Source organism: Mycobacterium sp., assembly GCF_049281135.1.
In the GTDB taxonomy this organism is placed as follows: domain Bacteria; phylum Actinomycetota; class Actinomycetes; order Mycobacteriales; family Mycobacteriaceae; genus Mycobacterium.
On record NZ_JBAPRN010000118.1, the window covers coordinates 1 to 25,881 of the forward strand.

Here is a 25,881-nt window from a genome sequence, read left to right on the forward strand (position 1 = left end):
GCCTCGGCTTCGGAGATTTGCAGGACGCGCTCGACCAAGTTCAGCACCGGCGTGCCGACCGCCTGGGTCAATCCGTTGGCGGCCGCCGTCGAGGCGCTGAGCACCAGGTCGGTGCCGACCCGGCCCAGCCGCGACTCGAGCACGGCGATCATTCGCGGCTGATTGTTGAGCAGGGCGGCCGCGGCTCGGGTGGTCTTTGGTGCCGCGGGCAGCCTGATCACCCAACCGGTGACTGCGGCACCGATCGCGACGGCGTCGAAGGCGGCCGCGGTCAGCGGCACCAGGACCGCCAGCGGGTTACCGGGATCGGCGAACGGCGCGGTCCGGATCTGCGGCTCTCGTCCCGCGGCGGCCAGGTCGGCGGCGGCGGAGTTCACCACATCGCGCACGGTATCCAGGACGTCGTCGGCGTCGACACCGTCGTCGATCTCGACCACCAGCCGGCCCAAAGCCCCTTCGACGTGGGCGTTGGCCACGCCGGCAATTTTGCGGACCGGATCTTCGACCACTGCCGCATGCTCGTGCCAGCGCGGGAACGGCAGCAGCGGGTCCAGGTCCAGGTGCACTCGTTGCCCGCTCTGCCAGCGCACGGTCGCCGAGGCGCCGTCCCGGTTGCCGTTGGACGGCCGAGTGATCCCCAGCAGGCGTGTCGTCGACTGGCTCACGGAATCGAGCACCGGTTCGGTGAGCGTCTGCACGGCATCTGCTGCCGTCGTGACGCCCTGCACCCCGGCTTGCAACATTTGCACCGCTCCACCGGCGACCCCACCGACCAAGGCGGTTACACCCGGAACTTTCATTACCCATCCTTCACAACGTCTACGGTGTCGATCAGCTCCGCCTCGGCACAGCGGCGGCCGTGGCTGTACGACGAAATGGGGAGAAAGCGGTCACCCCCCGTTAGTAGACGAGCGTACGTGTTACGACAGCATGCAGCCGTGCGAAGAACTCGCACCTGGCCTGTGCGAGTGAGTCGATCCGTCAGATTCGGATCGGATTTATGTGCAACCGCTGATATGGATGCGTCGGCCGGCGCCAACGCAGACGTTGACCGGCGGCGGTGGCGGCGGAGGCGGAAAGTCCCCCGGCAGTGGCGCGTAGTCTGCCGGCGGCGGGACGTAGCCGTTGATCGTGTCAGCAACATTGCTGCACCCGCTCACCGAGATCCGCCGGCCGACGCTTGCACACACGTCGGCGTTGGCCACAGTGGTCACAACGGCATTCGACGTGACGGCCAACACCGCAATCCCTGCGGCGATCCAGGCCCGCACCTGCTTTGGGTTCATGCGGTGCCCTGCCCAAGGAGCGGAGTCCAATTGCAACGTTCCCGGATGTCGGTCAGCGGTTGACGGATGCCTTCGAGCTCGGCTTCCTCCTGCGGATTGTTGCTGAAATAGTTCTGCACCTGGCCCCCGATTTGATCCTTGGGCTGATCCTGCAGTCCGGTGTAGAACCCATTCACGTCCGGGTGGGTGAACAGGTAGGTGGTTAGCGACGTCGCGACACTGGCGGCAACGCCGGCCACGTCTGCGGCTGAGCAATTTGGTGGCCGGGGCGTCGGATCAGCCGCGGCAATTCCTGCGCCGCTGGACACCACCGTGCCGGCAATCACCCCGGCACCAACAGCGCTGACTACGACCCGACGCGACATGAACTTCGAGAGAGACATCACTGGCTCCTTTGTGCGGTCACCGATCGCGGTTGTACCCCGCCTAGAGCTAAACAGATGCGGCGGGTCGCTCTGGCTGATTGACCTCAAAGCAGATCAGCGTGTCGGCGGCAGACCAAACACCGAAAACAGCTCCGGATCAAGAAAAACCACGATCCCGGCTATCCCGGTCGCGCCGCCGGTAATGACGTGTATCGAATGCGCCCGCATCACGTTGTCGGGTGCGCGGCGATACTCGGCGACGGCGGGCTGCCCGTTGGCGGCGGTCGGGACGAGCACCATGTCACCGGGTTCGGCGAACGCTCGCTGAGCCAGGAACCGGGTCACGGCGTCGCGTCCGGTGAACCAGACCGGCAGCGGCGGCATTTCAAGCCTGACGTCTGTTTGCAGCAGCTCGGTGAGCGCCGCAAGATCGGCATTTTCGAAGGCCGCGCAATAGCGGTCGAGCAACTCGCGTCGATCCGTGTCATCGGGCTCGGCCACGTCCTCTTCGCTCGGAGCAACGTCGGCGAGATGAGCGCGCGCTCGCTGCAGCGCGCTGTTGACCGCCGACGGCGTGGTTTCGAGCAGCTCGGCGACTTCGGCGGCGCTGAACTGCACGACGTCGCGCAGGATCAGCACCGCACGTTGACGCGCCGGAAGTTCTTGCAGCGCCGTGGCGACCGCCAGCCGCACACTGTGCCGAGCGTTGAACGCGGTCTCAGGCGTCAACGCATCCGGTAGCGGCTCAAGCCAGTGATGGCCGCCGCTGTGTGCGTCGAGGTCGGTGTCCGGGTCGTCCGAGCCGGCACCCAGACCCGCGGGCAACACCCGGCGGGCCTTGTTTTCCAATGCGCGCAGACAAGCGGTGGTGGCGATCCGGTACAACCAGGTCCGCAGCGCGGCACGTTCTTCGAACGCCGAGTAGCCGCGCCAGCCGCGCACGTAAGTCTCTTGGACGAGATCCTCGGCGTCGTGCACCGAGCCGAGCATGCGATAGCAGTGTGCGATCAATTCGGCACGAAATGGCGCCGCCTGCTCGATGAAATCCTCTTGGGCCGGCACGGTCGTTCTCCTATTGCGGGTGGGTACGCATGCCTACATCAGTACAGAGACATCCGGCCCGGAAAATTCATCGGCCGCGCAGCGATGAATTCCGGCTTCGCGACGTATCCAATCACTATGACCGTTTACCAACCGATTGAGAACCACGTTGATTCGCTGGTCGGCACGACCGCGATCGTGACCGGCGTCAGCCGCGGGTTCGGCCGCGCCATCGCCGCGGCGCTGGCAGAAGCCGGCGCACATGTCGTCGGCCTCGCCCGCGGCCGCGCACAGCTCGACGAGCTGCGCGACGAGCTCGGGAATGCGTTCAGCCCGGTGATCGCCGACGCGGCTGACCCGGATGTTGCCAATCGGCTCATCGATCAGCACCGGCCGCGCACGCTGGTGCTGTGCGCCGGGGCGAGCCCGACGATGAGCCCGTTGCAGGACCAGACATGGGAGAGCTTCAGCCAGACGTGGGACGTCGATGTCGCCCAGGCGTTCCACTGGAGTCGGCATGCGCTGCGGCGCCCGCTGGCACCGGGCAGTTCGGTGATCGCGATGTCCAGTGGCGCCGCGATCAACGGCTCACCGCTCAGCGGCGGCTACGCGGGCGCCAAGGCCGCCGTCAAGTTCATCGCCGACTACGCCGCAATCGAATCGCAGCGGGCCGGCCTGGGCATCGAATTCGTCTCCATCCTGCCGCGGCTGACACCCGCTACCCAGTTGGGCGCCAAGGCGGTCGCGGCGTACGCCGGTCGGCAGGGCGTCGACGTCGAGACTTTCGTCAAGGCCGGCGGGCCCGCGCTCACGGCGGAGCAGGTCGGCCGGTCGGTAGTGGAGCTCGCCACGGGTCGGCACCGGGATCACGGCTCCTACCTCCTCACAGCGGCAGGCCTGTCGGCGCTGGCCGCGAACAACTGAAATCGAAAGGCGGAGAACACCCATGAACACACCCCCGATCGTGTCGGCGCAGGAGTGGACGGCCGCGCATCAAGAGCTGCTGGTGAAGGAAAAGCAAGTGATGCGCGCGCACGACGCGCTCGCCGCGCGGCGACGGCGGATGCCGTGGCTGGCTGTCGACAAGGACTACGAGTTCGAGGGACCCGAGGGGAAGGTCAACCTGCTGGGCCTGTTTCAGGGTCGCCGTCAGCTACTCGTCTACCGCGCCTTCGTCGGGCCCGACATCGACGGCTGGCCCGACCATGGCTGCCGCGGCTGCTCGATGATCGCCGACCACATAGGCAACCTGGCCCACCTCAACGCCCGCGATGTCACGCTGGTGTTCGCCTCGCGTGCGCCGCAACCCGGTATCAAGCGTCTGAAGGAGCGGATGGGCTGGCAGATGCCCTGGTACACGATCACCGACAACTTCGACGTCGACTTCGGCGTAGACGAGTGGCACGGCACCAACGTGTTCATCCACGACGGGGACCGGGTTTTCCGCACCTACTTCATCAACAACCGCGGCGACGAGGTGTTGGGCAACACCTGGAGCTTTCTGGACATGACGCCGCTGGGCCGGCAGGAACTCTGGGAGGACTCGCCGGAGGGCTACCCCCAGAGCGCGCCCTACGAATGGTGGGATTGGCACGACGCATACGGCGAGCACGAGCCGTCACGATGGTTCGGCGAGCCTGATCCGAACGATCCGGACGACCAGCGTCCACCGCGCACCTGACATCGGGGCATCTGTTCGGCAGTAGGTTCTCTTTCGGAGGGACGCCTGAAGGGAGCCGGCATGTCGGGAGCTACCAGTGACGTCTGGGAGGCGATGTCGACCGCCCGGACGATCCGGCGCTTCACCGACGAGCCGGTTGACGACGCCACGTTGGAACGATGTCTGCAGGCGGCGATGTGGGCGCCATCGGGGGCCAACGCGCAGGCATGGCGTTTCGTCGTGCTGCGATCGCCCGAGCAGCGGGCCGTGGTGGCCGAGGCGGCGGCCCGCGCGTTGGAGGTGATCGAGCCCGTCTATGGGATGAGCCGACCGTCCGACGATGACAACAGCCGACGCGCCCGCACCAACCGTGCCACCTACGAGTTGCACGATCGGGCCGGTGAATTCACGTCGGTTCTGTTCGCGCAGAAGCACTTTCCGACGGCGTCGGAACTCCTGCTGGGTGGTTCGATCTTTCCGGCCATGCAGAATTTCCTGCTGGCCGCCCGCGCTCAAGGCCTGGGCGCCTGTCTGACCAGTTGGGGAGCCTACGGCGGCGAGCAACTTCTGCGGGACGCCGTCGGCGTGCCCGACGACTGGATGCTGGCCGGGCACATCGTGGTCGGCTGGCCGAAGGGACGGCACGGACCGGTGCGTCGCCGGCCGTTGGGCGAGGTGGTCAACCTCGACCGCTGGGACGATCTCGCGGCCGAGCGAACCGTGAACCGATCGGAGCGGTGACCCGTTGTCTCAGCCGAGACGCTGCGTGTAACTCGAATGGAGAATTGATTTGTCTACGGCTACACGCGTTTCAGCGTTGGGGCAGGCGATCAGCCGGTATGGATTGGCCCTGACGCTGGCGTGGATCGGATTCGGCAAATACATCAAGATGGAAAGCCGCGTGCTGATCGAGCACAGCCCCTTGATGAGCTGGGTCTACGACGTGTTCAGCGTCAACACCGTGGCGCGCGGCCTGGGGACGCTGGAAATCGTGGCCGCGATTCTGATCGTCACTCGACCGGTATCGCCGCGGCTGTCGGCGATCGGCAGCGCGCTGGCGATCGTGCTGTTCTGTGGGACGTTGAGCTTTTTGTTCACCACGCCCGGTGTTGTCAGCCGGTTTGTCGGCCCGGTGCCGGTGCTCTCGGCGTTGCCCGGACAGTTTCTACTCAAAGATGTTGTGCTGCTGGGTGTCGCGGTGTGGACATTGGGTGAGGCGCTGCAGGCTTCAGCTCTTTACGCCAGCCGTGAACAGGTCGGCGATGGGTCGCGTCCATAGCGGCCGCCGCACCCGATGCTGCTCGACGATGGTGAACCCCGCGCCCTCGAACAGTCGCCGCATCTCGGCGGACGACGGACTGTGCGCGGCTTTCAACCTGCTGGCCGCCGGTAGGAGTGACTGCCGTGAACTCATCGTCGACACGGCCACCAGCCCGCCCGGGGACAGCACGCGGTGGAACTCACGCAATGCCGCCGGCTGGTCGAAGAAGTGGAATGCCGAGGTCGTCACGACCGCATCCAATGCCGCGTCGTCGAAGGGCAACTGCTCGGCCGGGCCGCGCTGCCACTGCACCACGCTCGATCGGGAGCGGGCTTGGTTGAGCATGCCCTCGGACATGTCCACGCCGTAGACCGCGGCGGGGTGCAGGTCGCGTTCGATCCGGTCAGCCAGAATGCCTGTGCCGCAAGCGACGTCGACTATCCGCGCCGACTGGTGGTCGCGCAACTGCGCGACCACCTCGTCGTGCGCCGGGCGGTAGACCCACTGCTGCAGGAACGGCAGGTTGTAGGCCGGGGCAGCCACACCCCAGAGCCGCGTGACGGCGTCGTTGAATCCGCGACGTTGCGGTGTATGCGTCACTTGGCCGAGGTGTAGTAGATCGTGTCGGCCATCGACACCGAGTCGGTGGTCTGCGGGACCGGCGGAAGGCCGTGCTCGGCCAGCAACTCACTCATCGGCCGGCCGACAGAGCGCCAGCCCAGCCCGTCGAGGTATTCCGCGACGTTGGCGCGGTCGCCCTCGTAGCCGAGCTCCTCGAAGTTCAGATCGAAGCCGTGGGCGCGCCACTGCTCGGTGGCCTGCTGCATCAACTCGCGAGCCTTCTCCTTGTCAACGTCGGGCATGTCCGGGATGGCCTCGGTGGCCAGCCGGCTGCCGTCGGCGCTGAGCGCGGAGATGTTGTCCAGCAACCGGTCCTGGGCGTCCGGCGGCAGGTAACCGAGCAGCCCTTCGGCGATCCACGCGGTGGGCTGAAGGTGGTCGAAACCGGCGTCCACCAACGCGGCCGGCCAGTTCTGCCGAAGGTCGATGGCGACCGTGCGGCGTTCGGTGGTCGGGCTCGCGCCCAACTCGGCCAGCGTCTGGGTCTTGAACGCGATCACCTCGGGCTGGTCGACCTCGAAGACGGTCATGTCGGCGGGCCAGTCCAGCCGGTAAGCGCGGGCATCGAGCCCGGAGGCCAGGATCACCGCTTGGCGGATACCGGCGCCGGTCGCCTCGTGGAAGAACGCGTCGAAGAAACGGGTCCGGGCGGCCATCGCGTCGGGCATCTGCTGAAGCTTCCAGCTGGAGTCCTCGGTGTCGACGTTCGCGGCGTCCAACTCCCCGGCGGCCCATCGGGTGAGGAAATCCACCCCGACGGCTCGCACGAGTGGCTCGGCGAACTGGTCGTTGATCAGGGGGTTGTCGGCTTTGGTGGCGACGGCTCGGGCCGCGGCAACCATCGTGGCTGTTGCTCCAACGCTGGTCGCGAGGTCCCAGGTGTCGTTATCGGTGCGCGGCATCGCGTGCTCCTAAGATAGTCGGGACGTACTTAGTTAGCATAACAAGTATTTAGCCGATCTATCAAGTTCTGGCGCCTCCAATCATGCCCCTACTGGCGGTTTGCTCCGGTTGACGACTCAGCGATCCCGTGTTGGGGTTGGTGAATCAAGGAGTCACCGTGACAAATCCGCCGAACCCCGCCCTCGGCCGACGTCGGCTTCTGGGGGTGTCCATATCGGCCGCAGGCGCGATCGCGCTATCGGCGTGCGACAAGCCGCAGCCCAAGGCAGCAGAGCCCGGCACGCCCGCAGAAGGCGAAGTGCCGGTCACTCCACCCGAAGACTTGATGCGCGAGCACGGAGTACTCAAACGCGTACTGCTGATCTATCGCGAAGGAATCCGCCGCCTGCAGGCGAGCGAACAGCTTCCGGTCGACGCGCTCAACGCCGGCGCGGCGATCATTCGAAGCTTTATCGAGGACTATCACGAGCAACTGGAAGAGCAGCATGTTTTCCCGAAGCTGGAGCAGGCGGGCAAACTCACCGACGTCACCTCGGTATTACGCACCCAGCATGCGCGAGGTCGCGTGCTGACCGCCCGGGTGGTCGCCGCCACCAGCGTCGGTGCAGCGCTCGATCAGGCTAAGCGGGAAGCGTTGGTGGAGGACATGTCGGCGTTCATCCGAATGTATGAGCCGCATGAAGCGCGCGAAGATACCGTCGTTTTCCCGACGTTGCGCCAGGTAGTGCCCGCGAAGGAATTTCGCGACATGGCCGATACCTTCGAGGACGAGGAGCACCGGCGATTCGGGCAGGCCGGCTTCGAAGGTGTGGTCGACAAAGTCGCCGATATCGAAAAGAGCCTCGGCATATACGATTTGAGTCAGTTCACACCGAACTAAGTCCGTCAGTGTAGGTCCGTCGTGACTCGCGCGACGCGCCGTCCGATGGCATCGATCCGCTTACGTGTCAGGGCCTCCAGCGGATGGACGGCCACAATCATCGCGACGCGGCCGCGGGGGTCGAAGACCGGCGCGGCGATCGTCGCCACCGGCTGCTCCTGGCGCGCGCTGTCGTCATCGGGTAGGAAGCCAATCGTGGTGAATTCCGTCAGGAGCTGATCGGTGATCTCGCGGACGTGGTCGGGCAGTCCGTCACTGGGCAGCGTTCCCATCACGTGGGCGGCCTGGGTCAATGCCGGCGTCGTGCAGTCCACGTCGAACCCACGCTGACGGGTGCGGGCCAGCACCTTTTCGAGGCGCCGCGTGAGCACATCGTTGGTGGCAGCGCTGCGCTCGATCCAGGCCCGCTGCTCCTCGGGGGTATCCCAGGCGGCGAATGCGACTCCGAAAGGCGGGGCGTAACGGATCCGTTCGCCCGGCGCGCCGCTGGACCGCCGACCGGCGTCCTCAAAGGCAGTGATCACCAGCGAATCGCCGACTCGCTCGACAACCGATGTGGCATAACTGAATTCCCCGGCAAGGTTCAGCGCGGTGATTCGCGCGCTGTGTGCCAGCGGGCGCGCGGTTTCGACCCGCGTCGCCACCACTGCCAGCGCCGGCCCCAACGAAAACGTCTTGTCGATGGGATCACGATTGACCCAACCGCGATCGCACAATGTGGTCAGGATCGCGTGCGCGGTCGCCTGGGTCAGCCCCAGTTCGCGTACCACATCGGAGAACCGGAGCCGGTCTTCGGTGGCGGCGGCAAGCAGCTCGATCACATCGAGCACGCGTGTGGTCGGTGGCGATGACGGAATGGCTTGACTTCCTTTCGCGGCGCTTCGTAGTCTGACCCTCAGATTATCGAGATACTATCTCGAATAGTCGAGAACAGCCAAGCCCGAAGGAGTGCGCGGATGCGTGCGGTGGTGTTGCGTGACGGTCGGCTCGACGTGCGAGAGGTCGCCGACCCGGTGCCGGGATCCGGCGAGATGTTGCTGCGAACGTTGAGTACCGCGATCTGCGCGTCGGACGTGCATTTCATGGATCACCCGGAGATGGGGATCAACGATCCGACCGGCCGTTCGCTCTATGACGCCGACCGCGACATCGTGCTCGGCCACGAATTCGTCGGCGAGGTCATCGGGTACGGGCCGGACTGCACCGAACAGTTTCCGGTCGGCACGCGCGTCACCTCCATTCCCATTCGGGTGGTCAATGGCGGCGCGGACGGCGTGCGGATCATCGGCCAGCACCCGGAGGCGCAAGGCAGCTTCGGTGAATTACTGGTGATCGCAGAGACATTGGCCAAACCCGTAGACGGCGACGCATCAAGCGATGCCGCGGCTCTGACCGATGCGTTCGCCGTCGGTGAGTTCTATGTGCGCTCCGCGCGGATGGAGGCCGGCGAGATTCCGGTCGTCATCGGCGCCGGCGCGATTGGGTTGTCGGCGGTCGCCGCGTTGGCCGCCCGCGGTATCGAGCCGATCATCGTGTCGGACTACAACTCCGAACGCCGCGACCTCGCGTGCAAAAGCTTCGGCGCCCATGTCGCGGTGGACCCGGCCGGACGATCGCCGTTCGATGTGTGGCGGGAGCTGCGTGTCGAGCGCGGACTGTGGGGACCGATGGTTGTCTTCGAATGCGTCGGCGCGTCGGGCCTGATCCAGAAGATCGTCGACTCCGTCGATATCGGGACCCGGATCTATTGCGCCGGAGGCTGGTACACCGGCGACTCGCTGAACATCACCGACGCGACCCGCCAAGGCGTCACCATCCAATTCGGCGGCGGCCCGCACCCGCAGGACTGGTACGGCACACTTGACGCGATCGTCGCGGGGCGACTGGATCCGCTACCCAGTGTCGGAGCGGTCGTCGGTCTCGACGAGGTGCCCGATGCCCTTGACTCGGCCCGAAAGTCCACTGGGCCAGCGCGAATCATCGTCCACCCGAACGGAGATGTGAAGTGAGCGAGCGAGAAGATCGTCAAGACATCGCTGAAGTGCTGCTGCGCTATGCGACGGGCATCGATCGCCGGGACTGGCCGTTATTCCGCACGGTGTTCACCGACGACTGCGAGCTGAACTACGGCGAGGTTGGTTCCTGGAAGGGCGTCGACGCGATCACGGAGTTCATGCAGCAGGCGCATTCGATGGCAAGCCACACCATGCACCGGTTGACCAATCAGGTGATCACCGTCGACGGCGACAAGGCGGAATCGCGAACCTATGTCGACGCGCTGATCATGGTGGGCGATAACAACTCCGGGGTCAATGCCGCCGGCTTCTACGACGACGAGCTGGTCCGCGGCGACGACGGGTGGCGGGTCGCCCGTCGCCGATTCACCCAGGTGCGGATAGCACCGGTGGGGGATCCGTCATGACATTCCCAGCCAAGTACGGCCCGTGGGCGCTGGTGGCCGGCGCATCCGACGGTGTGGGCGCCGCGTTCGCCCAGGGGATCGCCGAGCGCGGCGTGAACGTCGTGCTGGTCGCGCGGCGCCAGGCGCTGCTCGACCAGGTAGCGGCCGGAATCGCCGATCGCACCGGCGCCCAAACCCGCACGCTGGCAATCGATCTCGCTGATCGTGGCGCCACGTCCGCGATCGCTGCCGCCACCGATGACCTCGAGATCGGCTTTCTGGTGTACTGCGCCGGGGCCGACCCGAACTTCGAGCCGTTTCTGGCCAACTCGATCGAGACCGCCGAGGCGATGGTGCAGCGCAACTGCATCGTGCCGATGCAGTTGTGCCATCACTTCGCCCCGCCGATGGTGCAACGGGGTAGCGGCGGCATCGTGTTGTTCGGCTCGGGCGCCGGGCTTGCCGGCGGACCGAACATGGTGGCCTATGGCGCCACCAAGGCGTTCGACATGGTGTTCACCGAAGCACTGTGGAGCGAGTTGCACGACAAAGGGGTCGACGTGCTCGGCCTGATCCTCGGCAAGACCAACACACCGGCGCTCCGGCGACTCGAACACAGCCGCGGTCATCTGAGCTCTGAGGACACGGCGCCGCCGGATGCCGACAGCGTCGACCAGGTGATCGCCGAGGCGTTCGAAAACCTCAGCAACGGACCGACTTTGATGGTCGGCGAAATGATGCGCGCCGTCGTGCCGATGCTCGCGTCGCTGACCCGCAACGAGGCCGTCAGGCTCATGACGCAAGCGCAGGCAGCGGCCATGGGCAGCGACTGACCCGTCAGCGGCCAACCTGTTTGATGAACACGCTGACCCGGTTGATCATCCCGTCGGGATTCTGTTCGAACACAAGGCATTCCGGATATTCGGTGGGCACACCGTCGGCCTCGAAGGTCTCGCTTAGCTCGACATAGCACAGCCGATCCGACGCGTGTGAGATTCGATGCACGTCTAACCGGTAGCCCTCCGGCTCGGCGAACACGCCGCGCAGGAATTTCAGATACCGCTGCTTGCCCTCGATGACGTCGCAGTACGGACCCTCTCGGATCAGATCCTCGTCCGCGATCGTGGCCGCCAAGCCGTCCCAGTCGTGCACCGCCAGACACGCCAGATAACGCTCGACCACACCGGCGTCATCAGTTTGACCCATTGCATATTCCTACGCTTAGCGAGCCGGGCCATCAATGCCAAACATCCCAGGCCCCTGAAGGACCTGGGATGTTTGGCTGTGCTGTTCAGACCTACAGACCGAGGAAGGCCAGCGGGTCGATTGCGGAGGCCGCAGAGGTCGCCGCGTCGAATGCGGCACCCGGGTCCAGCGCCGAAGCGGCATCGATGCCAGCCACCAGCGAGTCCAGGTTGAGGTCGCCCCATGGCGTCACCAACGTGTCGGAGACGGTGCCGGCAGCGCCACTGACGCCCGGGATTGCGCTGTAGACGTTCTCGATACCGTCGCCGAGGTTGAAGACGTCGTACACCGATCCCACTGTCGGCAGTGCCGTCGAGCCAGATTCACCGGCCGCGGCTGTGACGGTTGCGACGGTGAACTCGGTGTTGGTGAGGCCCAACAGGTTGGTCACGTCCTCATTTCCGACGATACTTCCGACCTCGGTCCCGGTCCTGTCGTAGATGTTGAAGTCCTGCGCCGCCAGCGGAATCACGAACGGCGTGCCGCCGAGAACAAGGGTCGGCGTGCCGCCGCCGAGGTCCAACAGCGGTGGTACACCGACGAGTTGGTTGACCGGTTCGAAGCCCTCGCCTCCGCCTTCGGCCGCTGTCAGGGTGGGGTCGAAGGTGGTGCCGCCGATGGTGAAAGCGTCGGCGCCGATGCTGCTGTCGCCTGCCTCTAGACCGGTGAAGGCGTCGCCGGGGCTGAGCGGGGCAGCGGCGTCGATGCCGCCGAACAGCGAGTCCAGGTTGACGTTGCCGAACGGCGTCACCAGGGTGTCGGTGACGGTGTCGCTCCCGGCGGTCGCACCCGGGATCGCGGTGTAGACGTTCTCGTACCCGTTGCCCAGGTTGAACGCGTCGTAGACCGATCCCACCGTCGGCAGGTCCGAAGCGCTTCCACCGTCGGCTGCGGTGGCACCGGTGACGACGAGTTGAGTGTTGGTGAAGCCCAACAGGTTCGTGACATCCTCGCCGGTGGTAATGGTCCCGATGTCGGTGGCACTCGACCCGCTGCCGCTGTAGACATCGAAGCTTTGGGTAGCAATGTCGTTCCCGGCGTTGGAAGGATCACCGAGCGACGAGCCACCGATCTCCAACAGCGGCGCAACTGTCGCAAGCGGGGCGACCGGAGTGAATCCTTCGACCTCGGCAGCGCCGGTGCCGGTGAAGGGGTCCAAGGTGAAGCCGCCGATGCTGAAAGCGTCTGTGGCGCCGGTGATGTTGCCAACCTCGAGACCGGTGAAGGCGTCGCCCGGCTGCATCGGATCCGCAGCGTTGAAGCTGAACAGCGAGTCCAGGTTGACGTCGCCGGTCGGCGTCACCAGGGTGTCGGTGACGGTGCCGTCTGTTCCGGGGGTGGCGGTGTAGATGTTCTCGTACCCGTTGCCCAGGTTGAACACGTCGTAGACCGATCCCACCGTCGGCAAATCCGAGGCGCTTCCACCGTCGGCGGGGGTGTCACTGGCAACGGTGAACTCGGCGTTGGTCAAGCCGAAGAGGCTGGCAATCGTCTCGTTGCCCTGGATACTCCCCAAGTCGGTGCCTGAGGCGTTGAACACCTCGAAGTCTTGGCTAGCAAGGGGAGAGCCGAGCGCTACGCCGCCGCCGAGGGTCAGCACCGGTGCTGAACCGCTGAGCGGAGCGACTGGGTCGAAGCCCTCGACGCCAGGCGAGGTGAACGGGTCGAAGGTGAAGCTGCCGATCGTGAAGGCGTCCGCACCGTCGGCGCTGACGTCGGCGGCAGCGACAGCCACCTGCAGAAAAGCGGTGGTCAACAGTCCGCCAGTGGCCGCTAGACCAGCCAGGACCAAACGATGATGCATGTGAAGCTCCTACTTATCCGGGTTTGTGATGCAGGGCGGGCGTGGTTGTTACTTGTGAGTAACGACACGGGAGATTACTCAGGAGTAATATAGAAAGTCAATACAGTTTCTTGGGCAAATCTCAGGTTGCCAACGGATTCCCAGCTAACTGACACCGCGTCAACAGGGCAAAGCCGCCAAAACGGCCCACTAAATCGCAGCTCAGATCCATGCTCTGGCAAGCACCATCGCCGGACACGGGCTGAGTCGATTTGCAACGACACTCAGGCAGGGCTCAGTCACCCCGGTACGGCGTCCCGCCGACTTTGCTGGCTAGCGTTAGTAACGACGGCCTTAAACGCCAAACATCCCAGGCCCCGAGGGACCTGGGATGTTCGGTAGTGCTGTTCAGACGTGTTCGCTGATCCTCGTTACAGACCGAGGAAGGCGAGCGGGTCGATACCGGTGGCTGCAGCAGACGCCGCGTCGAGACCAGCGGTGAAGGCAGCACCCGGGTCCAGCGCCGAAACGGCGTCGATGCCACCGACCAGCGAGTCCAGGTTGAGGTCGCCCCATGGCGTCACCAGTGTGTCGGTGACGGTGCCGCTGGTGCCACTGGCGTCCGCGATGGAGCTGTAGACGTTCTCGATCCCGTTACCGAGGTTGAAGACGTCATAGACCGAACCCACTGACGGCAGATCCGCGGACGTGCCGGTGACACTTGCGACGGTGAACTCCGTGTTGGTCAAGCCCAACAGGTTGGTCACATCCTCATCGGTGCTGATGTTGCCGACCTCGGTGGCGCTCGCTCCGGTGCCGTCGTAGACGTTGAAGTCCTGCGTCGCCAGCGGGATGCTGGGGTCGTCCGGAATGGGAATGCTAAGGACGCCGCCGCCGAGGTTCAACAGCGGTGGTACACCCAGGGTCTGGGTGACAGGGTCAAAGCCTTCGGCTCCGGTCGGAAGGCCCGTAACCTGGTTGGTCAGGATGGGGTCGAAGGTTGTGTCGCCAATGCTGAAGGCATCGGCGCCGATGGAGCTGTCGCCCCCCTCGAGTGCGGTGAACGCGGTGAAGGCAGCGCCCGGGTTGAGCGGGTCGGCGGCATTGATGCTGCCGAACAGTGAGTCGAGGTTGATGTTGCCGTAGGGCGTCACCAGGGTGTCGGTGACGGTGCCGCTGGATCCCGGAGTGGCAGTGTAGACGTTTTCATACCCGTTGCCGAGGTTGAACGCGTCCAACACCGTTCCGGTCGCCGGCAGGTCCGCGGCTTGCGAACTGGTGTCCCCGCTGGCGGCGGTGGAACCGGTGACGACGAGCTCCGTGTTGGTCAAGCCCAACAAGTTGGTCGCATCCTCGCCGGTGGTAATGGTCCCGACGTCAGAGGCGTTCGACCCGGTTCCGTCGTAGACGGTGAAGTCTTGGGCGTCGATACTGTCGCCTGCAACAGAGGGATCACTGAGCGACACGCCGCCGATGTTCAGCAGCGGCGCCGCGCCGGCAGTGGAGGCGACCGGGTCAAAGCCCTCGCCGCCGGCCGCCAGGGTGGGGTCCAGGGTGTAGCCGCCGATGGTGAAGGCGTCTTGAGCGACGGCGCTGTTGACGAGACCGGTGAAGGCGTCGCCCGGCTGCAGCGGCGCGGCGGCGTCGATACTGCCGAACAACGAGTCGAGGTTGACGTTGCCGTACGGCGTGACCAGCGTGTCGGTGACGGTGTCGGCTCCGCCGCTGGTGCTGGGGATCGCGGTGTAGACGTTGTCGTATCCGTTGCCGAGGTTGAAGGAGTCATACACCGATCCCACGGTCGGCAAAGCCGAGTCAGCCTCACCGCTGGCGGGCCAGACGTCGCTGACAGCGAATTGTGTGTTGGTGAAGCCCGCCAGGTTCGTCACGTCCTCACCGGCGTCGATGCTGCCGAGATTGGTGCCGCTGGAGCTGTACACCTCGAAGTACTGGGGGCCAGTATTGAGGTCATCGACTGTTGCGCCGCCGAGGGTCAACAGCGGGGGCGCACTGCTGAATGGGTCGACAGGAGCGAAGCCCTCGGTCTCGATGCCGTAAGGGGCGACCTGATCTAGGGCGCCGGGATTGCCATTAGGGAGGAGGGGGGTGGTAAACGGGTCGAAGGTGTAGTTGCCGATGGTGAAGGCGTCCGCGCCAGTAGCGCTGACGACATCGGTGCCGGTATCGGCGACGGCGACAGCTGCCTGCAGAAACGCGGTCGTCAACAGCCCGCCAGTGGCCGCCAAGCCAGCGAGGATTACGCGATGATGCATGAAGGGGCTCCTAACGCACAGTTTTCATAGCGTTCCGAACTCAAGCCGTTCGAAGCACTGAGAAAACGCTGAGGGATATCTGAATTGGATCTGAGAAATTTCACGTCAGATGTTGCACGTCACATTTGGCCCGTGGCAACGCATCGGGGCGAACTCACAGCGGGACGTCTAGTAACTACCTTTGTACCAACGACGTGTTAGGAAACTGGAGCGCCGCTGCTGGGTCGCCGCGCCCTATACTTCGAGCCATCCCGGAACGGGATTCTCACTATCGGAGAAGCTGTTCTCCGCTCGCCGAGGAGATGGGTCGGACGATGGCAGGAGCCTGCGACGGCAAGATCGCCCTGGTGACCGGCGCCAGCCGAGGGCTGGGCAAGGCAATCGCGCAGCGATTGGCCGAAGAAGGCGCGACGGTCGGGCTCACTGCCCGCACCCTCGAGCCTGATCCGAAATATCACGGGTCGCTGCAGCAGACGCTCGACGAGATCACCACCGCCGGCGGCACGGCCATCGCCATCCAGGCTGACTTGTCCAAATCCGAAGACCGGGAACAGATATACGCAAAGCTGGTCGAAGAAGCCGGTGCACCAGACATTCTGGTCAACAACGCCGCGGTGACGTTCCTGCGGCCACTCGACGAGTTTCCGGAGCGGCGCGCACGGTTGATGATCGAAATGCACCTGTTGGCACCGATGCATCTGTCCCAGCTGGCGATCCCGGCCATGCGCGAACGGGGCTGCGGCTGGATACTCAACATCACCTCGCTCAGTGGCGATATGCCTGAGGGGCCGCCGTTCTCCGAGTTCGACCGCACCGCCGGCTTCGGGGTATACGGCACGGTCAAGGCGGCACTGAACCGCTTCACGAAAAGCCTTGCGGCCGAGCTGTATACCGATGGGATCGCGGTGAACGCGGCGGCTCCGTCGAACCCGGTGGCGACCCCCGGCGCCGGGACTCTCGATCTGGCCAAGACCGACACCGAAGACATCGAGCTCATCACTCAAACCGCGCTGACCCTGGTTACGGGAGACCCCACAACGATGACCGGCAGGATTGCGCACACGCAGCCGTTTCTGCGTGAAATCGGGTGGTTGCACTGACCGACCCGTTGCTCGTCCAGCTTGCTGAGCGACTTTCGTCACGAGACGTTTCTGCGCTGGAGTCGTTGGCCGGTGGTGCTTCAAGCCTGACCTACGCAGGACAGCGCGGAAATCAACGCGTGATCGTCAAAGTAGCTCCGCCGGGAGTACCCCCGATCGCGCATCGTGACGTGTTGCGGCAAGCCCGCATCATCCGGGCGCTGAGCCCGACAGCGGTACCGGTTCCGGAACTGCTTTTCGAGGACCCCGGTGACCCGCCCGACGTGCCGCCGCTTTTCGTGATGTCTTTTATTGACGGGAACAACTGTGAGCCGCTCTTCGACGATCTCGACGGTGGGCCCGAACCCGTCGTCGCGGAACGATTCAAGAATGCGGCCACGGCGATGGCCCAGCTGCATCGGCTTGCTCGCGACGCCGTGGGGCTGGCGTCGGAGCCGGTCACCGGGTTGCGTGACGAAGTCGAGCGGTGGTGCCGCACGCTGGAGACCACCGATGCCAAGCTCGCACCTGGGTGGCGCGAGGTCGCGACCGCGCTGCGATTCAGCGCACCGCGGCCCCTGCCGCCCGCCATCGTGCACGGCGATTTTCGGCTCGGCAACCTACTAGCCGAGCAGGATCGCATCACGGCCATCATCGACTGGGAGATCTGGTCGGTCGGGGATCCGCGCGTCGACGCCGGATGGTTTCTGACCAACTGCGACCCGCGCACCTACCGCCGCCCCACCCGATACGCCGCGGCGGTACCGTCGCTCGACGAGCTGGCAACGAGCTACCGCACTGCGATGGGAAGCGAAGTGCCAGAGCTGGATTGGTTCTGCGCACTGGCCTGCTTCAAGTCGACCGCGACGTGGTCGCTGATCGTCAAGCACAACCGCCGGCGCAGCACGCCGAATCCCGAATTGGAGGCGATGGCGTCGACGCTGCCGCACCTGCTGTCGCGGGCGCGCAAGTTACTCGGTTAGCTCCGCGGTATGCCGGCAAGCTGGTCGGCGAACTTGGCCTCGGCCGCTGCCCTCAGCCGCAGAATGTGTTCGGACGGAAACACGTCGGGTGACGGCGTGCGATCTTTGAGCAGTAACCGCGCGAGCGTGACCTTGTGCACCTCGGTCGGACCGTCGGCCAACCCCAACACGAACGACTCGACAAGGTGCTGGACGAACGGCATTTCGTGCGTCGTGCCCAGCGATCCGTGCAGTTGCAGCGCGCGGGCCGACACATCGTGCAACACCTTCTGCATCATCGCCTTGACCGCCGAGATGTCCGCCCGCACGGCCTTGTAGTCGTTGTGCTGGTCGATCTTCCACGCGGTCTGCAACGTGAGCAGCCGGAACGCCTCGATCTCCATCCATGAGTCGGCGACCATCTGCTGGACGAGCTGTTTGTCGCTCAGCATCTGCCCCTGGGTGTGGCGGGAAACGGCACGCTCACAAAGCATGTCGAAGATCCGACGAACCAGGCCGACGGTGCGCATCGCGTGGTGAATCCGGCCGCCGCCGAGCCGGGTCTGCGCGACGACGAACGCACCGCCGCGCGGACCGAGCATGTGATCGGCGGGAACCCGGACGTTCTCGTACCGCACATAACCCTCGCGGCCGCCACCGCCGAGCGGCTGGTAACCCAGACCCACATCACGCAGGACGTTGATGCCCGCCGTCTCAGCGGGCACGACGAACATCGAATGACGTTGATACGGTGAGGCATCGGGATCCGTCACCGCCATCACGATCAAAAACGACGCCATCGACGCAAACGACGAGAACCACTTCTCGCCGTTGATCACCCAGTGATCGCCATCCTGGACCGCGCTGGTGGTGAACTCTTTCGGATCGGCGCCGCCCTGCGGCTCGGTCATCGAGAAACAGGAGATAATCCGATTGTCCAGCAGCGGCTCGAGATAACGCTGCTTGAGTTCGGGGGTGCCGTAGTGGGCCAGAATCTCGCTGTTTCCGGAGTCCGGCGCTTGTGAACCGAAGACGATCGGTGCGCATTCGGAGCGGCCGAGTATCTCGTTGAGCAACGCCAGCTTCACCTGGCCGTATCCGGGACCACCCAGGTGCGGTCCCAAGTGGGTCGCCCACAGCCCGCGTTCCTTGACGATCTTCTGCAGCGGCGGAATCAGCGCCTGGCGCACTGGGTCGTTGAGGTCGTGAGACTCCTTGACGATCAGGTCAATTGGCTCACATTCTGAACGTACGAACTCGTCAACCCACTTGAGTTGTCCAGCCCATTCCGGGTCAGTCGAGAAGTCCCAAGCCACCGATCGTCCTTTCGCTACTCAATTGCTACGGCCCGCCGCGCTCTGGCGGACGACGCCGGAATCGGTCAGCTCGGCGACCGCGCTGTCGTCGAATCCCAGTCCGGCCAGCACGGCCTCGGTGTGGTCGCCGGGCAGCGACGGCGACTGTGGGGGCGCCGGTACGGTGCGGGAAAAGCGCGGCGCCGGCGCGGGTTGTGGCACGCCGTCGATCTCGATGAACGTCTGCCGCGCGACGTTGTGCGGATGGCTCGGCGCCTCTGTGATAGTCAATACTGGGGTAGCGCACGACCCCGGTGTGCCGAGTTGCTGCTCCCACTCGGCACGCGTCTTCTGTAAAAGCCGCGCGGCCAATGCTTCTCGATGGGCGCTCCACGCCGACGGCGCATCGTCATCGTGAGGTACGTCCACCTCGAGGCGTTGACAGAGCTCGGCATAGAACTGCGGCTCGATCGCTCCCAGCGCGACATGCTTGTCGTCGGCGGTCCGGTAGACGCCGTAGAAATGCGCCGCACCGTCGAGGATGTTGTCGCACCGATGATCGCGCCAGGTGCCGGCGTGCACCATGCCGTAGTAGGGGGCCATCATCGTCGCCGCCCCGTCGACCATCGCGACGTCGAGCACCTGACCCTCACCGGACTGGCGGGCCTCCAGGATTGCGCTGAGCAAACCGATGGCGAGCAGCAGGCCCCCGCCGCCGTAGTCGCCGATGAGATTCAATGGTGGAACCGGGTTTTCGGCGGTGCCGATGCCGTGCAGCGCGCCGGTCAACGCGATGTAGTTGATGTCGTGGCCGGCCCGGTCGGCGTATGGGCCGTCCTGGCCGTAGCCGGTCATCCGCGCGTACACCAGCCGTGGGTTGGCGTCGAGCAACTCGTCGGGCCCGATACCCAGGCGTTCGGCCACGCCGGGTCGGAATACGTCGACGAACGCGTCGGCATCGGCGACCAGTCGCCGTACCAGCTCAGGGCCGCGCGAGTCTTTGAGGTTGACCGCGATCGAGCGCTGGTTGCGCCGCACCGTGTAGTCAATGGGCAGCTTCCCGTCGACCTCTCGAACATGGTCCACCCGAACCACTTCAGCGCCGAGGTCGCCGAGCAGCATGCCGCAGAACGGTCCGGGCCCCAGCCCGCCCATCATCACTACTCGCACCCCGCGCAGCGGGCCCGTCATGACGACCACGACTGCCGGCGCGCCGCGGCCTCGTCGGTCGCATGGCTGAGTACCTGGTTGCGGTTCTCCAGTTCGAGCGCGGGTTCCAATCCGGCGGCGTCGGTGTTGACCTGCAACGCGCGTTTCGTTAGTTGCACGCCCAACGGCGTGAGTTCGGCTATCCGTGAGGCTATTTGGAGCGCACGGTCAGCGAGACTCGCGGGCGCGACGATTTCGCTGACCAGCCCGCGGCGGTCGGCTTCCTCAGCGGCGACGGTGCGGGCGGTCAGCATCCAATCGGCGGCCACGCTGGTCCCGACAATACGCGGCAGGAAGTAGCTCATCCCCATCTCAGCGCCGGAGAGTCCGAGCAGGATCGCTCCGTTGCCGAATGTCGCTGCGGTCGAGCAGATTCGGATGTCGGCGGCCAGGCACAGCGCCAGACCCGCACCAACACATGGACCGTTGACCGCGGCGATCACCGGTTGCGGGATGTCGCGGACCGCCTGCGGCAGTGCAGCCATCGATTCCTGGAATCTCAGGCGATCGATTGCCGGCGCGGTCGCGTCCGGTATTCGCGGGCCGAAATCGCGCATGTCGATGCCCGAGCAGAAGCCACGTCCCGCGCCGGTCAAGACGACGGCGTTCACCGAGCTGTCCGACCCGAGGGCGACAAGGGTCTGGGTGAGCTCGCCGACCATGACGTCGTTGATCGCGTTGAGCCGCTCGGGCCGGTTCAGCTGCAGTACGGCCACGCCAGTGTGCGGTCGCTGCACGCTCAACGTGTCGGTCATGGTTGATCGAGCTCCCTTCTTTGCGAGCTCTGAGACACTCATTCGCCAATCAGGAGAATGCTATTCTTCCCGACCGCTCGCGCGCAATCGCGACTAGACGAAGTCAGATCCTCCATCGACGTTCACCGTCGCGCCGGTGACGTACCCATTCCGCTTCGAGGCGAGGTAGGTGGTGATGGACGCGATCTCCTCGGGCAGCCCGGCGCGACCGAGGTCGCACGGTTGGTGGAAGTTGTCGTCGATCCAGGTCATGACGTCGTGCGGGTCGGATGCGTCGAGGCCGTCGGCGGCGAGGATGTCCTTGAGGTTTTCGGTGAAGCTTGCTGTCACGATGGTCCCCGGACAGACGCAGTTCACCAGAATACCGTCCTTGGCAAGGCTTTTCGACAGGTTCTTGGTGACGCTGGACAGGGCCGCTTTCGAGGCCGTGTAGGCGACGATGCGGGGGTTCTGCCGCTGGATGGAATGCGCGGACAAGGTGACGATGCGGGCCCAGTCCGCGGTGCGCAGCATCGGCAACGCGGCGCGAATAGAACGGACGCCCGCCATGGTGCCCAACGTGAAGGCGGCGTCCCATTCGGCATCGTCCATCTGCTCGAAGTACCCGTCGCCCGGCCCGATGGTGTGGACCAGGCTGTTCAGCCGTCCAAATCGGTCGGCAACCTCGTCGAACCCGCGGGCGATCGACGCGGCATCGGTCATGTCAACGCTGATCCCGACGGCGTCGGGTGCGCCAGCAGCTCGCAGCGATTGCACGGCCGCGTCCAGGGCTGCCCTACCCCGCGCCATCACCGCGACACTGGCGCCTTCGGCTGCCAGAGTCTGCGCGATCGCCAGCCCCATACCCTTGCTGCCGCCGGTGACGACGGCGGTCGATCCGGCCAGGCCCAGATCCATTGCTGCTCCTTACAGTCATTCCTGCGCGGCGATGTCAACGATAATTTCGGGCTTCACTCCCAGGCCACGCAGGCAGAACCGGAGAGCTCGTCGTCTAACCTCGGCGCGTTCGTAATTAGCTGCGGCCCATTGTCGTTCAGTGCTCGCCCAAACCACGCCCTGAATCGACTGTGCTTCGGCCACCGGATCGACGTCGTGAAACACGCCGTCCCTCAGCCCATCGTTCAGCTGCTCGATCAGCGGTTTGAGCATCTCTTCAAAGGCGGGCTGAATCAGCTCGGGAGCGGCGAACATCTGCGACTGGGCCTCCAACGACAAGAGCCGCAGATCGGATTTGATGTTCTCGTCGAACGCCAAGTCGAGCCGACCGTCGATCCAGGCGGCAACGGCCTCGACCGGGTCGCCGGCCTTCGCCATCTTCCTTTGTAGCCTTCGCTTCTCGGCGTGGGCCATCTCGAGAAATACCGCCGCAACTAGCTGGTCCTTCGATTCGAAATGCCGGTAGAACGCTCGGGTGCTCAGCTCGGCACGATCCAGGACGGCGGCAACGCTGAGTCCCCGAACTCCTTGTTCGCGCAGGGCTTCTGAGGCGGCGGCGACGATGGTGCGGCGCACGTCGGGGTCTGGAGCGAGCTTGTTCCGTCGCCGCGTACGGGGGGCGGTCATCCGGTCGCGTCGTAGGTGCGCAGGTAGTCGGCGAATTGTTCGCGGACTGCCTCGGGAGTCAGCCCGTAGTCGGACAGCTCGTAGTCGTGCGCGCCACGCGAGCCGGGCTTGTGCTCGCCGGCCCACTGCTCGACCGCTCGCTCGGTATCGTCGGAAAACGTCAGGCCCAACGATGCGTAGCCGGCCTGCAACGCGCCGACCGGATCGTCCTGCAAGTCCGCAAAGGCGACATCGGCGAACCGGCTGTCACCGACGCGCTGGCGGAAGTCCATCGCCCGCCGAATGGCTTCCGCCCAGCTCGCGAGCTGCTCTGCACCCAGCTCCTCGGGGTCGTCGCGGTCGCTGCTCCAGCTGCGCACATACCTGATCAGGCTGCACACCGAACCCATGACTTTGGCGGGATCGCGATGGCTCCAGAGGAATTTCGCATTCGGGTACGCTTCGATCAGTGCGTCCAGCGCGAACATGTGCACCGGAGTTTTCAGGTGCCACAGCGTCGGCGGGCAATGCCACTGCAGAAGTTTGAGCACCCGACGGTGGAAGGTGTACGTCTCGCGCATGTCGCAGTGCATCAGCCAGTCCAGGTAGCTAGGGACCCGAACCGCGCCGTCGAAATGGAAGGTGCGAAAACTCATGCCCATCAGGTCCTGGCATTCGGTCGCCGCCGTCGCCTCGGAGTTGTGCATCGTCTTCATCAGCGGGAACATCTCGTCGAGCATCCGCAGGCCCTCTTCGGCCTGCGCGATGCGGGGGTCGGAGTCTTGGGTGGCCGTCTCAGGCGGGGGAGTGGGCGCCTGCGATTCCCACATCCGCAACGAACGGAACTGCGGATCGGCGGCTACCAATTGGCTCAGCGCCGTGGTTCCGGTTCGGGGCAGCCCGATGACGAAGACGGGTCCGCCCACTACCTCGTCACCGATCTCCGGGTGCTGTGCGTAGGTGTCTTCGACCTTGAGTCGCTGGATCAGCGCGTTGCTGATGGTGGCGTGCTGGATGACGTTGCCTATCTCGGACAGCTCGGCCTCGTTGTTCAGAGCGTCGACAGTGCGCTCCAAACCCTCACGGTAATAAGGCGATCCGAAGTGATTCAGCCCTGTTGCGGCGCGCGCGCCGTCTTCGAGTTCGTCGGCAGAAAACGTCACAGGGCGAACCTTTCGTGGACGGCGTGCCGGCGTCGTTCGACCACCGATGCGCGTTGGTCGGCGGAGATCCTGGCGGTGTCCATGGGCAGCGCGGAGGCGACCTCGTCGAATGCGACAACCGTGCTGCTCGGTGTCGGCGCAGTATCGGTGCGGACGCAGCGCAGGATCATCGCGCCGTTGCTGAAGCCCGCGGTGTCCAGCCAATTGGCCACCCCGGGATCGCGTCCGCACACCACCACTCGCACCAGGCCGTCGGAATCCACCACCGCCTGATGCGCGTTCAGGCTGGATTGGTGGCGGCCGTAGTGGATCGTCTCCCACCACGGGTTCCCGAGCGAATAGCTCCAGTAAACCCCTTGGGGCGGTTCAACTTCGAGGATCAACGCTTGCTCAGGGTCGAGTTCCCAGCGCCCGATCACGGGCTTGTTCTCCGCGGCCGCGCCTATCGCGGTGCGATCGATCGGCGGCAGAAAGCCGTTCGGCGGCGCCGCCGCACCGAACTGCAGGAAGAACTCGAGATTGTCGTGTACGAAATCACCGAGGGCGACCAACTGCCGCGACACCACTACGTCGGAATCGACGTCGACGGCCTCACGCCGCACCGGATCGCCGATCCGTTCAATGCGCAACGACGACGGGGTCTCGATGTCCCAGTCGTAAAAGAAGTGTCGAACGGTCAGCGTCGGATGCGCACCGTCGATCGGCATCCAGTTGCCGTCGTGCTGGTCGGCGGACAACACCACCTCGAAGTTGCCGTCACCGTCGGTGTCCAGCTCGTCGACCAGTGCATTCGCGGTAGAGACGATGCCATTCATCGTCTGCAGCCCGACATACCTTGCGGTACCGCGGTTGCCGGACAGCCGATAGCTCTCGCCACCACGCATTGTCGCCCGGGTGTACAGACAGTCCGGACATTCCATCCCCCAGGTGAGGATGTCGCTCGTGCTGGCGCGCTGGACGCGCAGAATCGGATCGGGATCGAATCGCAACGCCTCGTCGACGCCAGTCGCCAGCAGCACCAGCAGATGCCGCATTCCCGCCGCGAGATCGACCCGATTTCGGCTTGCGGCATCGGATTCGACGATCCGCGCCGCAGCGTTGAGCTGGTCCATCAGATGCGACCACGCCGCAGGCAAGCCCACGTCACCGCCCGCCGGCGCCTCGGTGGACGCCTCGGCGATGGAGTGCGGCAACCACGCCATCGGTCGCTGCACAGCGCTCACACCGTCACCGCGTCTGCATGCATAGCTGCGCCTTATCTGAGAACATCATTTTCGTTTAGTACCCGACAACCATGACAGTGGACCCGCAGCCTGTCAATGGCGGGACCGAAAGCGCCGGTTTCGGGCCTTTTGTGTCGACGCGCAAAGCCCGGGCTGTAAGAAGGACTCGTGACAGATCTCGAAACAGCCGATGGCGTGACGATCGTCCGGTTCGACAACGCGCCGGTGAATGCCCTCGACCTCGACTTGCTCGAGCTCATCATCGCCTCGATGCACAGCGCCGAGGGTCCGGTCGTCATCACCGGTGCCGGTCGGGCCTTCTCGGCCGGTGTGGACCTGCGCGCTCTCGCCGATGGTGGAACCGACTACGCCAGGCGATTCATTGAAGCGCTGTCGGAGGCTTTTCTCGCGATCTATGACCACCCGGCGCCGGTGGTCGCGGCAATCAACGGCCACGCGATCGCGGGCGGGTGCGTGTTGGCCATGTGCGCCGATGTGCGACTGATGTCCGGTGGGACGATCGGCCTCACCGAACTCGCGGTCGGTGTCCCGTTCCCGGTGGCGGCGCTCGAAATCTGCCGGGACGCGATGGGGATATCGGCGGCTCGGGCGGCGTTGCAGGCCAAGACAATCGACGCCGACACTGCGGTGGCCCGCGGATGGATCGATGCGGTAGTCCCGAAGGATGAGGTGCTGAGTCAGGCGCTGGGCACCGCGCGCGAACTCGGCCAGTACTCGCCGGCCGCCTACGCCGCCACCAAGAAGCAGTTGCATAAGCCGGTGCGCGCCGCGATCGACGCGGGCACCATCACGGATGAAAACGTGCGGGCCAGTTGGATATCGGAGGAAACCCGCGAACGTATCAACGCATTCCTCGAGTCGCTGGCCCGCGGGCGCTGAGGGTAGCCGTTGTGAGCCTCTGGATCGCCCACGC

Annotated in this window: 27 protein-coding genes and 1 pseudogene; 11 read left to right on the top strand and 17 right to left on the bottom strand. The window is 65.1% G+C overall.

What is annotated here, in order from left to right:
- The 4 genes and pseudogenes from WAN02_RS04665 to WAN02_RS04680 all read right to left on the bottom strand — a co-directional run.
- Positions 1-800, bottom strand: a pseudogene (locus WAN02_RS04665) (cation-translocating P-type ATPase); the annotation flags it as partial.
- A gap of 198 nt (positions 801-998) precedes the next feature.
- A complete protein-coding gene (locus tag WAN02_RS04670) occupies positions 999-1,271 on the bottom strand; it encodes a hypothetical protein (RefSeq protein WP_422263031.1) in 273 nt (90 codons plus the stop codon).
- 11 nt (positions 1,272-1,282) lie between these two features.
- A complete protein-coding gene (locus WAN02_RS04675; protein WP_422263008.1) occupies positions 1,283-1,669 on the bottom strand; it encodes a heme-binding protein in 387 nt (128 codons plus the stop codon).
- 96 nt (positions 1,670-1,765) lie between these two features.
- Positions 1,766-2,713 (bottom strand): sigma-70 family RNA polymerase sigma factor, encoded by a 948-nt coding sequence (locus WAN02_RS04680; protein ID WP_422263009.1) that lies wholly within the window; start codon positions 2,711-2,713, stop codon positions 1,766-1,768.
- Positions 2,714-2,830: 117 nt separating this feature from the next.
- Between WAN02_RS04680 and WAN02_RS04685 the strand changes: the two genes are divergently transcribed.
- From WAN02_RS04685 to WAN02_RS04700, 4 genes are read left to right on the top strand one after another with little or no spacing between them, the layout of a single operon-like run.
- Complete coding sequence (locus WAN02_RS04685; protein WP_422263010.1) at positions 2,831-3,616, top strand: SDR family oxidoreductase; 786 nt, start codon at positions 2,831-2,833, stop codon at positions 3,614-3,616.
- A gap of 22 nt (positions 3,617-3,638) precedes the next feature.
- Positions 3,639-4,373 (top strand): DUF899 domain-containing protein, encoded by a 735-nt coding sequence (locus tag WAN02_RS04690; RefSeq protein ID WP_422263011.1) that lies wholly within the window; start codon positions 3,639-3,641, stop codon positions 4,371-4,373.
- Positions 4,374-4,433: 60 nt separating this feature from the next.
- Entirely contained in the window at positions 4,434-5,093 is a 660-nt protein-coding gene (locus tag WAN02_RS04695) for a nitroreductase family protein (RefSeq protein WP_422263012.1), read from the top strand.
- 49 nt (positions 5,094-5,142) lie between these two features.
- A complete protein-coding gene (locus WAN02_RS04700; RefSeq protein WP_422263013.1) occupies positions 5,143-5,631 on the top strand; it encodes a DUF417 family protein in 489 nt (162 codons plus the stop codon).
- Here WAN02_RS04700 and WAN02_RS04705 read toward each other — a convergent pair.
- Together WAN02_RS04705 and WAN02_RS04710 are read right to left on the bottom strand one after the other, a co-directional pair.
- Positions 5,581-6,213, bottom strand: a complete 633-nt coding sequence (locus WAN02_RS04705; protein WP_422263014.1) for a class I SAM-dependent methyltransferase — start codon at positions 6,211-6,213, stop codon at positions 5,581-5,583. The genes WAN02_RS04700 and WAN02_RS04705 overlap by 51 nt on opposite strands.
- Entirely contained in the window at positions 6,210-7,136 is a 927-nt protein-coding gene (locus WAN02_RS04710) for a class I SAM-dependent methyltransferase (protein ID WP_422263015.1), read from the bottom strand. Before WAN02_RS04710 ends, WAN02_RS04705 begins: the two co-directional genes overlap by 4 nt.
- Positions 7,137-7,294: 158 nt before the next feature.
- Here WAN02_RS04710 and WAN02_RS04715 point away from each other — a divergent pair, with 158 nt between their 5' ends.
- Positions 7,295-8,017 carry a hemerythrin domain-containing protein gene (locus WAN02_RS04715; protein WP_422263016.1) on the top strand — a complete coding sequence of 241 codons (723 nt, stop codon included), beginning with the start codon at positions 7,295-7,297 and terminating at the stop codon, positions 8,015-8,017.
- Between the two features lie 5 nt (positions 8,018-8,022).
- On the opposite strand, the gene WAN02_RS04720 is transcribed toward WAN02_RS04715, so the two are convergent.
- Complete coding sequence (locus WAN02_RS04720) at positions 8,023-8,847, bottom strand: helix-turn-helix domain-containing protein (protein WP_422263017.1); 825 nt, start codon at positions 8,845-8,847, stop codon at positions 8,023-8,025.
- A gap of 135 nt (positions 8,848-8,982) precedes the next feature.
- Between WAN02_RS04720 and WAN02_RS04725 the strand changes: the two genes are divergently transcribed.
- From WAN02_RS04725 to WAN02_RS04735, 3 genes are read left to right on the top strand one after another with little or no spacing between them, the layout of a single operon-like run.
- Positions 8,983-10,026 (top strand): zinc-binding dehydrogenase, encoded by a 1,044-nt coding sequence (locus tag WAN02_RS04725; protein WP_422263032.1) that lies wholly within the window; start codon positions 8,983-8,985, stop codon positions 10,024-10,026.
- Entirely contained in the window at positions 10,023-10,439 is a 417-nt protein-coding gene (locus WAN02_RS04730; protein ID WP_422263018.1) for a nuclear transport factor 2 family protein, read from the top strand. Before WAN02_RS04725 ends, WAN02_RS04730 begins: the two co-directional genes overlap by 4 nt.
- On the top strand, positions 10,436-11,251 hold the full coding sequence (locus tag WAN02_RS04735; protein ID WP_422263019.1) for an SDR family NAD(P)-dependent oxidoreductase: 816 nt from the start codon (positions 10,436-10,438) through the stop codon (positions 11,249-11,251). Before WAN02_RS04730 ends, WAN02_RS04735 begins: the two co-directional genes overlap by 4 nt.
- A gap of 4 nt (positions 11,252-11,255) precedes the next feature.
- Here the strand turns inward: WAN02_RS04735 and WAN02_RS04740 are convergent, their stop codons facing one another.
- The 3 genes from WAN02_RS04740 to WAN02_RS04750 all read right to left on the bottom strand — a co-directional run bounded on the left by WAN02_RS04740 (position 11,256) and on the right by WAN02_RS04750 (position 15,719).
- A complete protein-coding gene (locus WAN02_RS04740; RefSeq protein ID WP_422263020.1) occupies positions 11,256-11,624 on the bottom strand; it encodes a nuclear transport factor 2 family protein in 369 nt (122 codons plus the stop codon).
- A gap of 91 nt (positions 11,625-11,715) precedes the next feature.
- Positions 11,716-13,467, bottom strand: a complete 1,752-nt coding sequence (locus WAN02_RS04745) for a hypothetical protein (protein ID WP_422263021.1) — start codon at positions 13,465-13,467, stop codon at positions 11,716-11,718.
- A gap of 410 nt (positions 13,468-13,877) precedes the next feature.
- Positions 13,878-15,719, bottom strand: a complete 1,842-nt coding sequence (locus WAN02_RS04750) for a beta strand repeat-containing protein (RefSeq protein WP_422263022.1) — start codon at positions 15,717-15,719, stop codon at positions 13,878-13,880.
- Between the two features lie 314 nt (positions 15,720-16,033).
- Between WAN02_RS04750 and WAN02_RS04755 the strand changes: the two genes are divergently transcribed.
- Both WAN02_RS04755 and WAN02_RS04760 read left to right on the top strand, forming a co-directional pair.
- On the top strand, positions 16,034-16,819 hold the full coding sequence (locus tag WAN02_RS04755) for an SDR family NAD(P)-dependent oxidoreductase (protein WP_422263023.1): 786 nt from the start codon (positions 16,034-16,036) through the stop codon (positions 16,817-16,819).
- On the top strand, positions 16,816-17,781 hold the full coding sequence (locus tag WAN02_RS04760) for a phosphotransferase family protein (RefSeq protein WP_422263033.1): 966 nt from the start codon (positions 16,816-16,818) through the stop codon (positions 17,779-17,781). The genes WAN02_RS04755 and WAN02_RS04760 overlap by 4 nt, the downstream gene beginning before the upstream one ends.
- On the opposite strand, the gene WAN02_RS04765 is transcribed toward WAN02_RS04760, so the two are convergent.
- From WAN02_RS04765 to WAN02_RS04795, 7 genes are all read right to left on the bottom strand, one after another.
- Entirely contained in the window at positions 17,778-19,076 is a 1,299-nt protein-coding gene (locus WAN02_RS04765) for an acyl-CoA dehydrogenase family protein (RefSeq protein ID WP_422263024.1), read from the bottom strand. The two genes, WAN02_RS04760 and WAN02_RS04765, sit on opposite strands and share 4 nt — an antisense overlap.
- 18 nt (positions 19,077-19,094) lie before the next feature.
- The gene (locus WAN02_RS04770; protein ID WP_422263025.1) at positions 19,095-20,246 is read right to left on the bottom strand and encodes a CaiB/BaiF CoA transferase family protein; all 1,152 of its coding nucleotides are present in this window, start codon (positions 20,244-20,246) and stop codon (positions 19,095-19,097) included.
- Complete coding sequence (locus tag WAN02_RS04775; protein WP_422263026.1) at positions 20,243-21,019, bottom strand: enoyl-CoA hydratase/isomerase family protein; 777 nt, start codon at positions 21,017-21,019, stop codon at positions 20,243-20,245. The genes WAN02_RS04770 and WAN02_RS04775 overlap by 4 nt, the downstream gene beginning before the upstream one ends.
- 93 nt (positions 21,020-21,112) lie before the next feature.
- The gene (locus WAN02_RS04780; protein ID WP_422263027.1) at positions 21,113-21,916 is read right to left on the bottom strand and encodes an SDR family NAD(P)-dependent oxidoreductase; all 804 of its coding nucleotides are present in this window, start codon (positions 21,914-21,916) and stop codon (positions 21,113-21,115) included.
- A 15-nt stretch (positions 21,917-21,931) separates the two neighbouring features.
- Positions 21,932-22,582, bottom strand: coding sequence for a TetR/AcrR family transcriptional regulator (locus tag WAN02_RS04785; protein WP_422263028.1), 651 nt, complete (start codon positions 22,580-22,582; stop codon positions 21,932-21,934).
- A complete protein-coding gene (locus WAN02_RS04790; RefSeq protein WP_422263029.1) occupies positions 22,579-23,724 on the bottom strand; it encodes a sulfotransferase family protein in 1,146 nt (381 codons plus the stop codon). The genes WAN02_RS04785 and WAN02_RS04790 overlap by 4 nt, the downstream gene beginning before the upstream one ends.
- Positions 23,721-24,926 carry a hypothetical protein gene (locus WAN02_RS04795; RefSeq protein WP_422263034.1) on the bottom strand — a complete coding sequence of 402 codons (1,206 nt, stop codon included), beginning with the start codon at positions 24,924-24,926 and terminating at the stop codon, positions 23,721-23,723. The genes WAN02_RS04790 and WAN02_RS04795 overlap by 4 nt, the downstream gene beginning before the upstream one ends.
- Before the next feature lie 189 nt (positions 24,927-25,115).
- On the opposite strand from WAN02_RS04795, the gene WAN02_RS04800 reads away from it, so the two are divergent.
- Positions 25,116-25,847 (top strand): enoyl-CoA hydratase/isomerase family protein, encoded by a 732-nt coding sequence (locus WAN02_RS04800; protein WP_422263030.1) that lies wholly within the window; start codon positions 25,116-25,118, stop codon positions 25,845-25,847.
- Positions 25,848-25,881 lie beyond the last annotated feature (34 nt).

Coding starts and splice junctions, on each gene's coding strand:
- WAN02_RS04675 (WP_422263008.1), bottom strand. CDS start 1,669: ATGTCTCTCTCGAAGTTCATGTCGCGTCGGGTCGTAGTCAGCGCTGTT.
- WAN02_RS04685 (WP_422263010.1), top strand. CDS start 2,831: ATGACCGTTTACCAACCGATTGAGAACCACGTTGATTCGCTGGTCGGC.
- WAN02_RS04690 (WP_422263011.1), top strand. CDS start 3,639: ATGAACACACCCCCGATCGTGTCGGCGCAGGAGTGGACGGCCGCGCAT.
- WAN02_RS04695 (WP_422263012.1), top strand. CDS start 4,434: ATGTCGGGAGCTACCAGTGACGTCTGGGAGGCGATGTCGACCGCCCGG.
- WAN02_RS04710 (WP_422263015.1), bottom strand. CDS start 7,136: ATGCCGCGCACCGATAACGACACCTGGGACCTCGCGACCAGCGTTGGA.
- WAN02_RS04735 (WP_422263019.1), top strand. CDS start 10,436: ATGACATTCCCAGCCAAGTACGGCCCGTGGGCGCTGGTGGCCGGCGCA.
- WAN02_RS04740 (WP_422263020.1), bottom strand. CDS start 11,624: ATGGGTCAAACTGATGACGCCGGTGTGGTCGAGCGTTATCTGGCGTGT.
- WAN02_RS04745 (WP_422263021.1), bottom strand. CDS start 13,467: ATGCATCATCGTTTGGTCCTGGCTGGTCTAGCGGCCACTGGCGGACTG.
- WAN02_RS04750 (WP_422263022.1), bottom strand. CDS start 15,719: ATGCATCATCGCGTAATCCTCGCTGGCTTGGCGGCCACTGGCGGGCTG.
- WAN02_RS04755 (WP_422263023.1), top strand. CDS start 16,034: ATGGCAGGAGCCTGCGACGGCAAGATCGCCCTGGTGACCGGCGCCAGC.
- WAN02_RS04770 (WP_422263025.1), bottom strand. CDS start 20,246: ATGACGGGCCCGCTGCGCGGGGTGCGAGTAGTGATGATGGGCGGGCTG.
- WAN02_RS04775 (WP_422263026.1), bottom strand. CDS start 21,019: ATGACCGACACGTTGAGCGTGCAGCGACCGCACACTGGCGTGGCCGTA.
- WAN02_RS04780 (WP_422263027.1), bottom strand. CDS start 21,916: ATGGATCTGGGCCTGGCCGGATCGACCGCCGTCGTCACCGGCGGCAGC.
- WAN02_RS04785 (WP_422263028.1), bottom strand. CDS start 22,582: ATGACCGCCCCCCGTACGCGGCGACGGAACAAGCTCGCTCCAGACCCC.
- WAN02_RS04795 (WP_422263034.1), bottom strand. CDS start 24,926: ATGGCGTGGTTGCCGCACTCCATCGCCGAGGCGTCCACCGAGGCGCCG.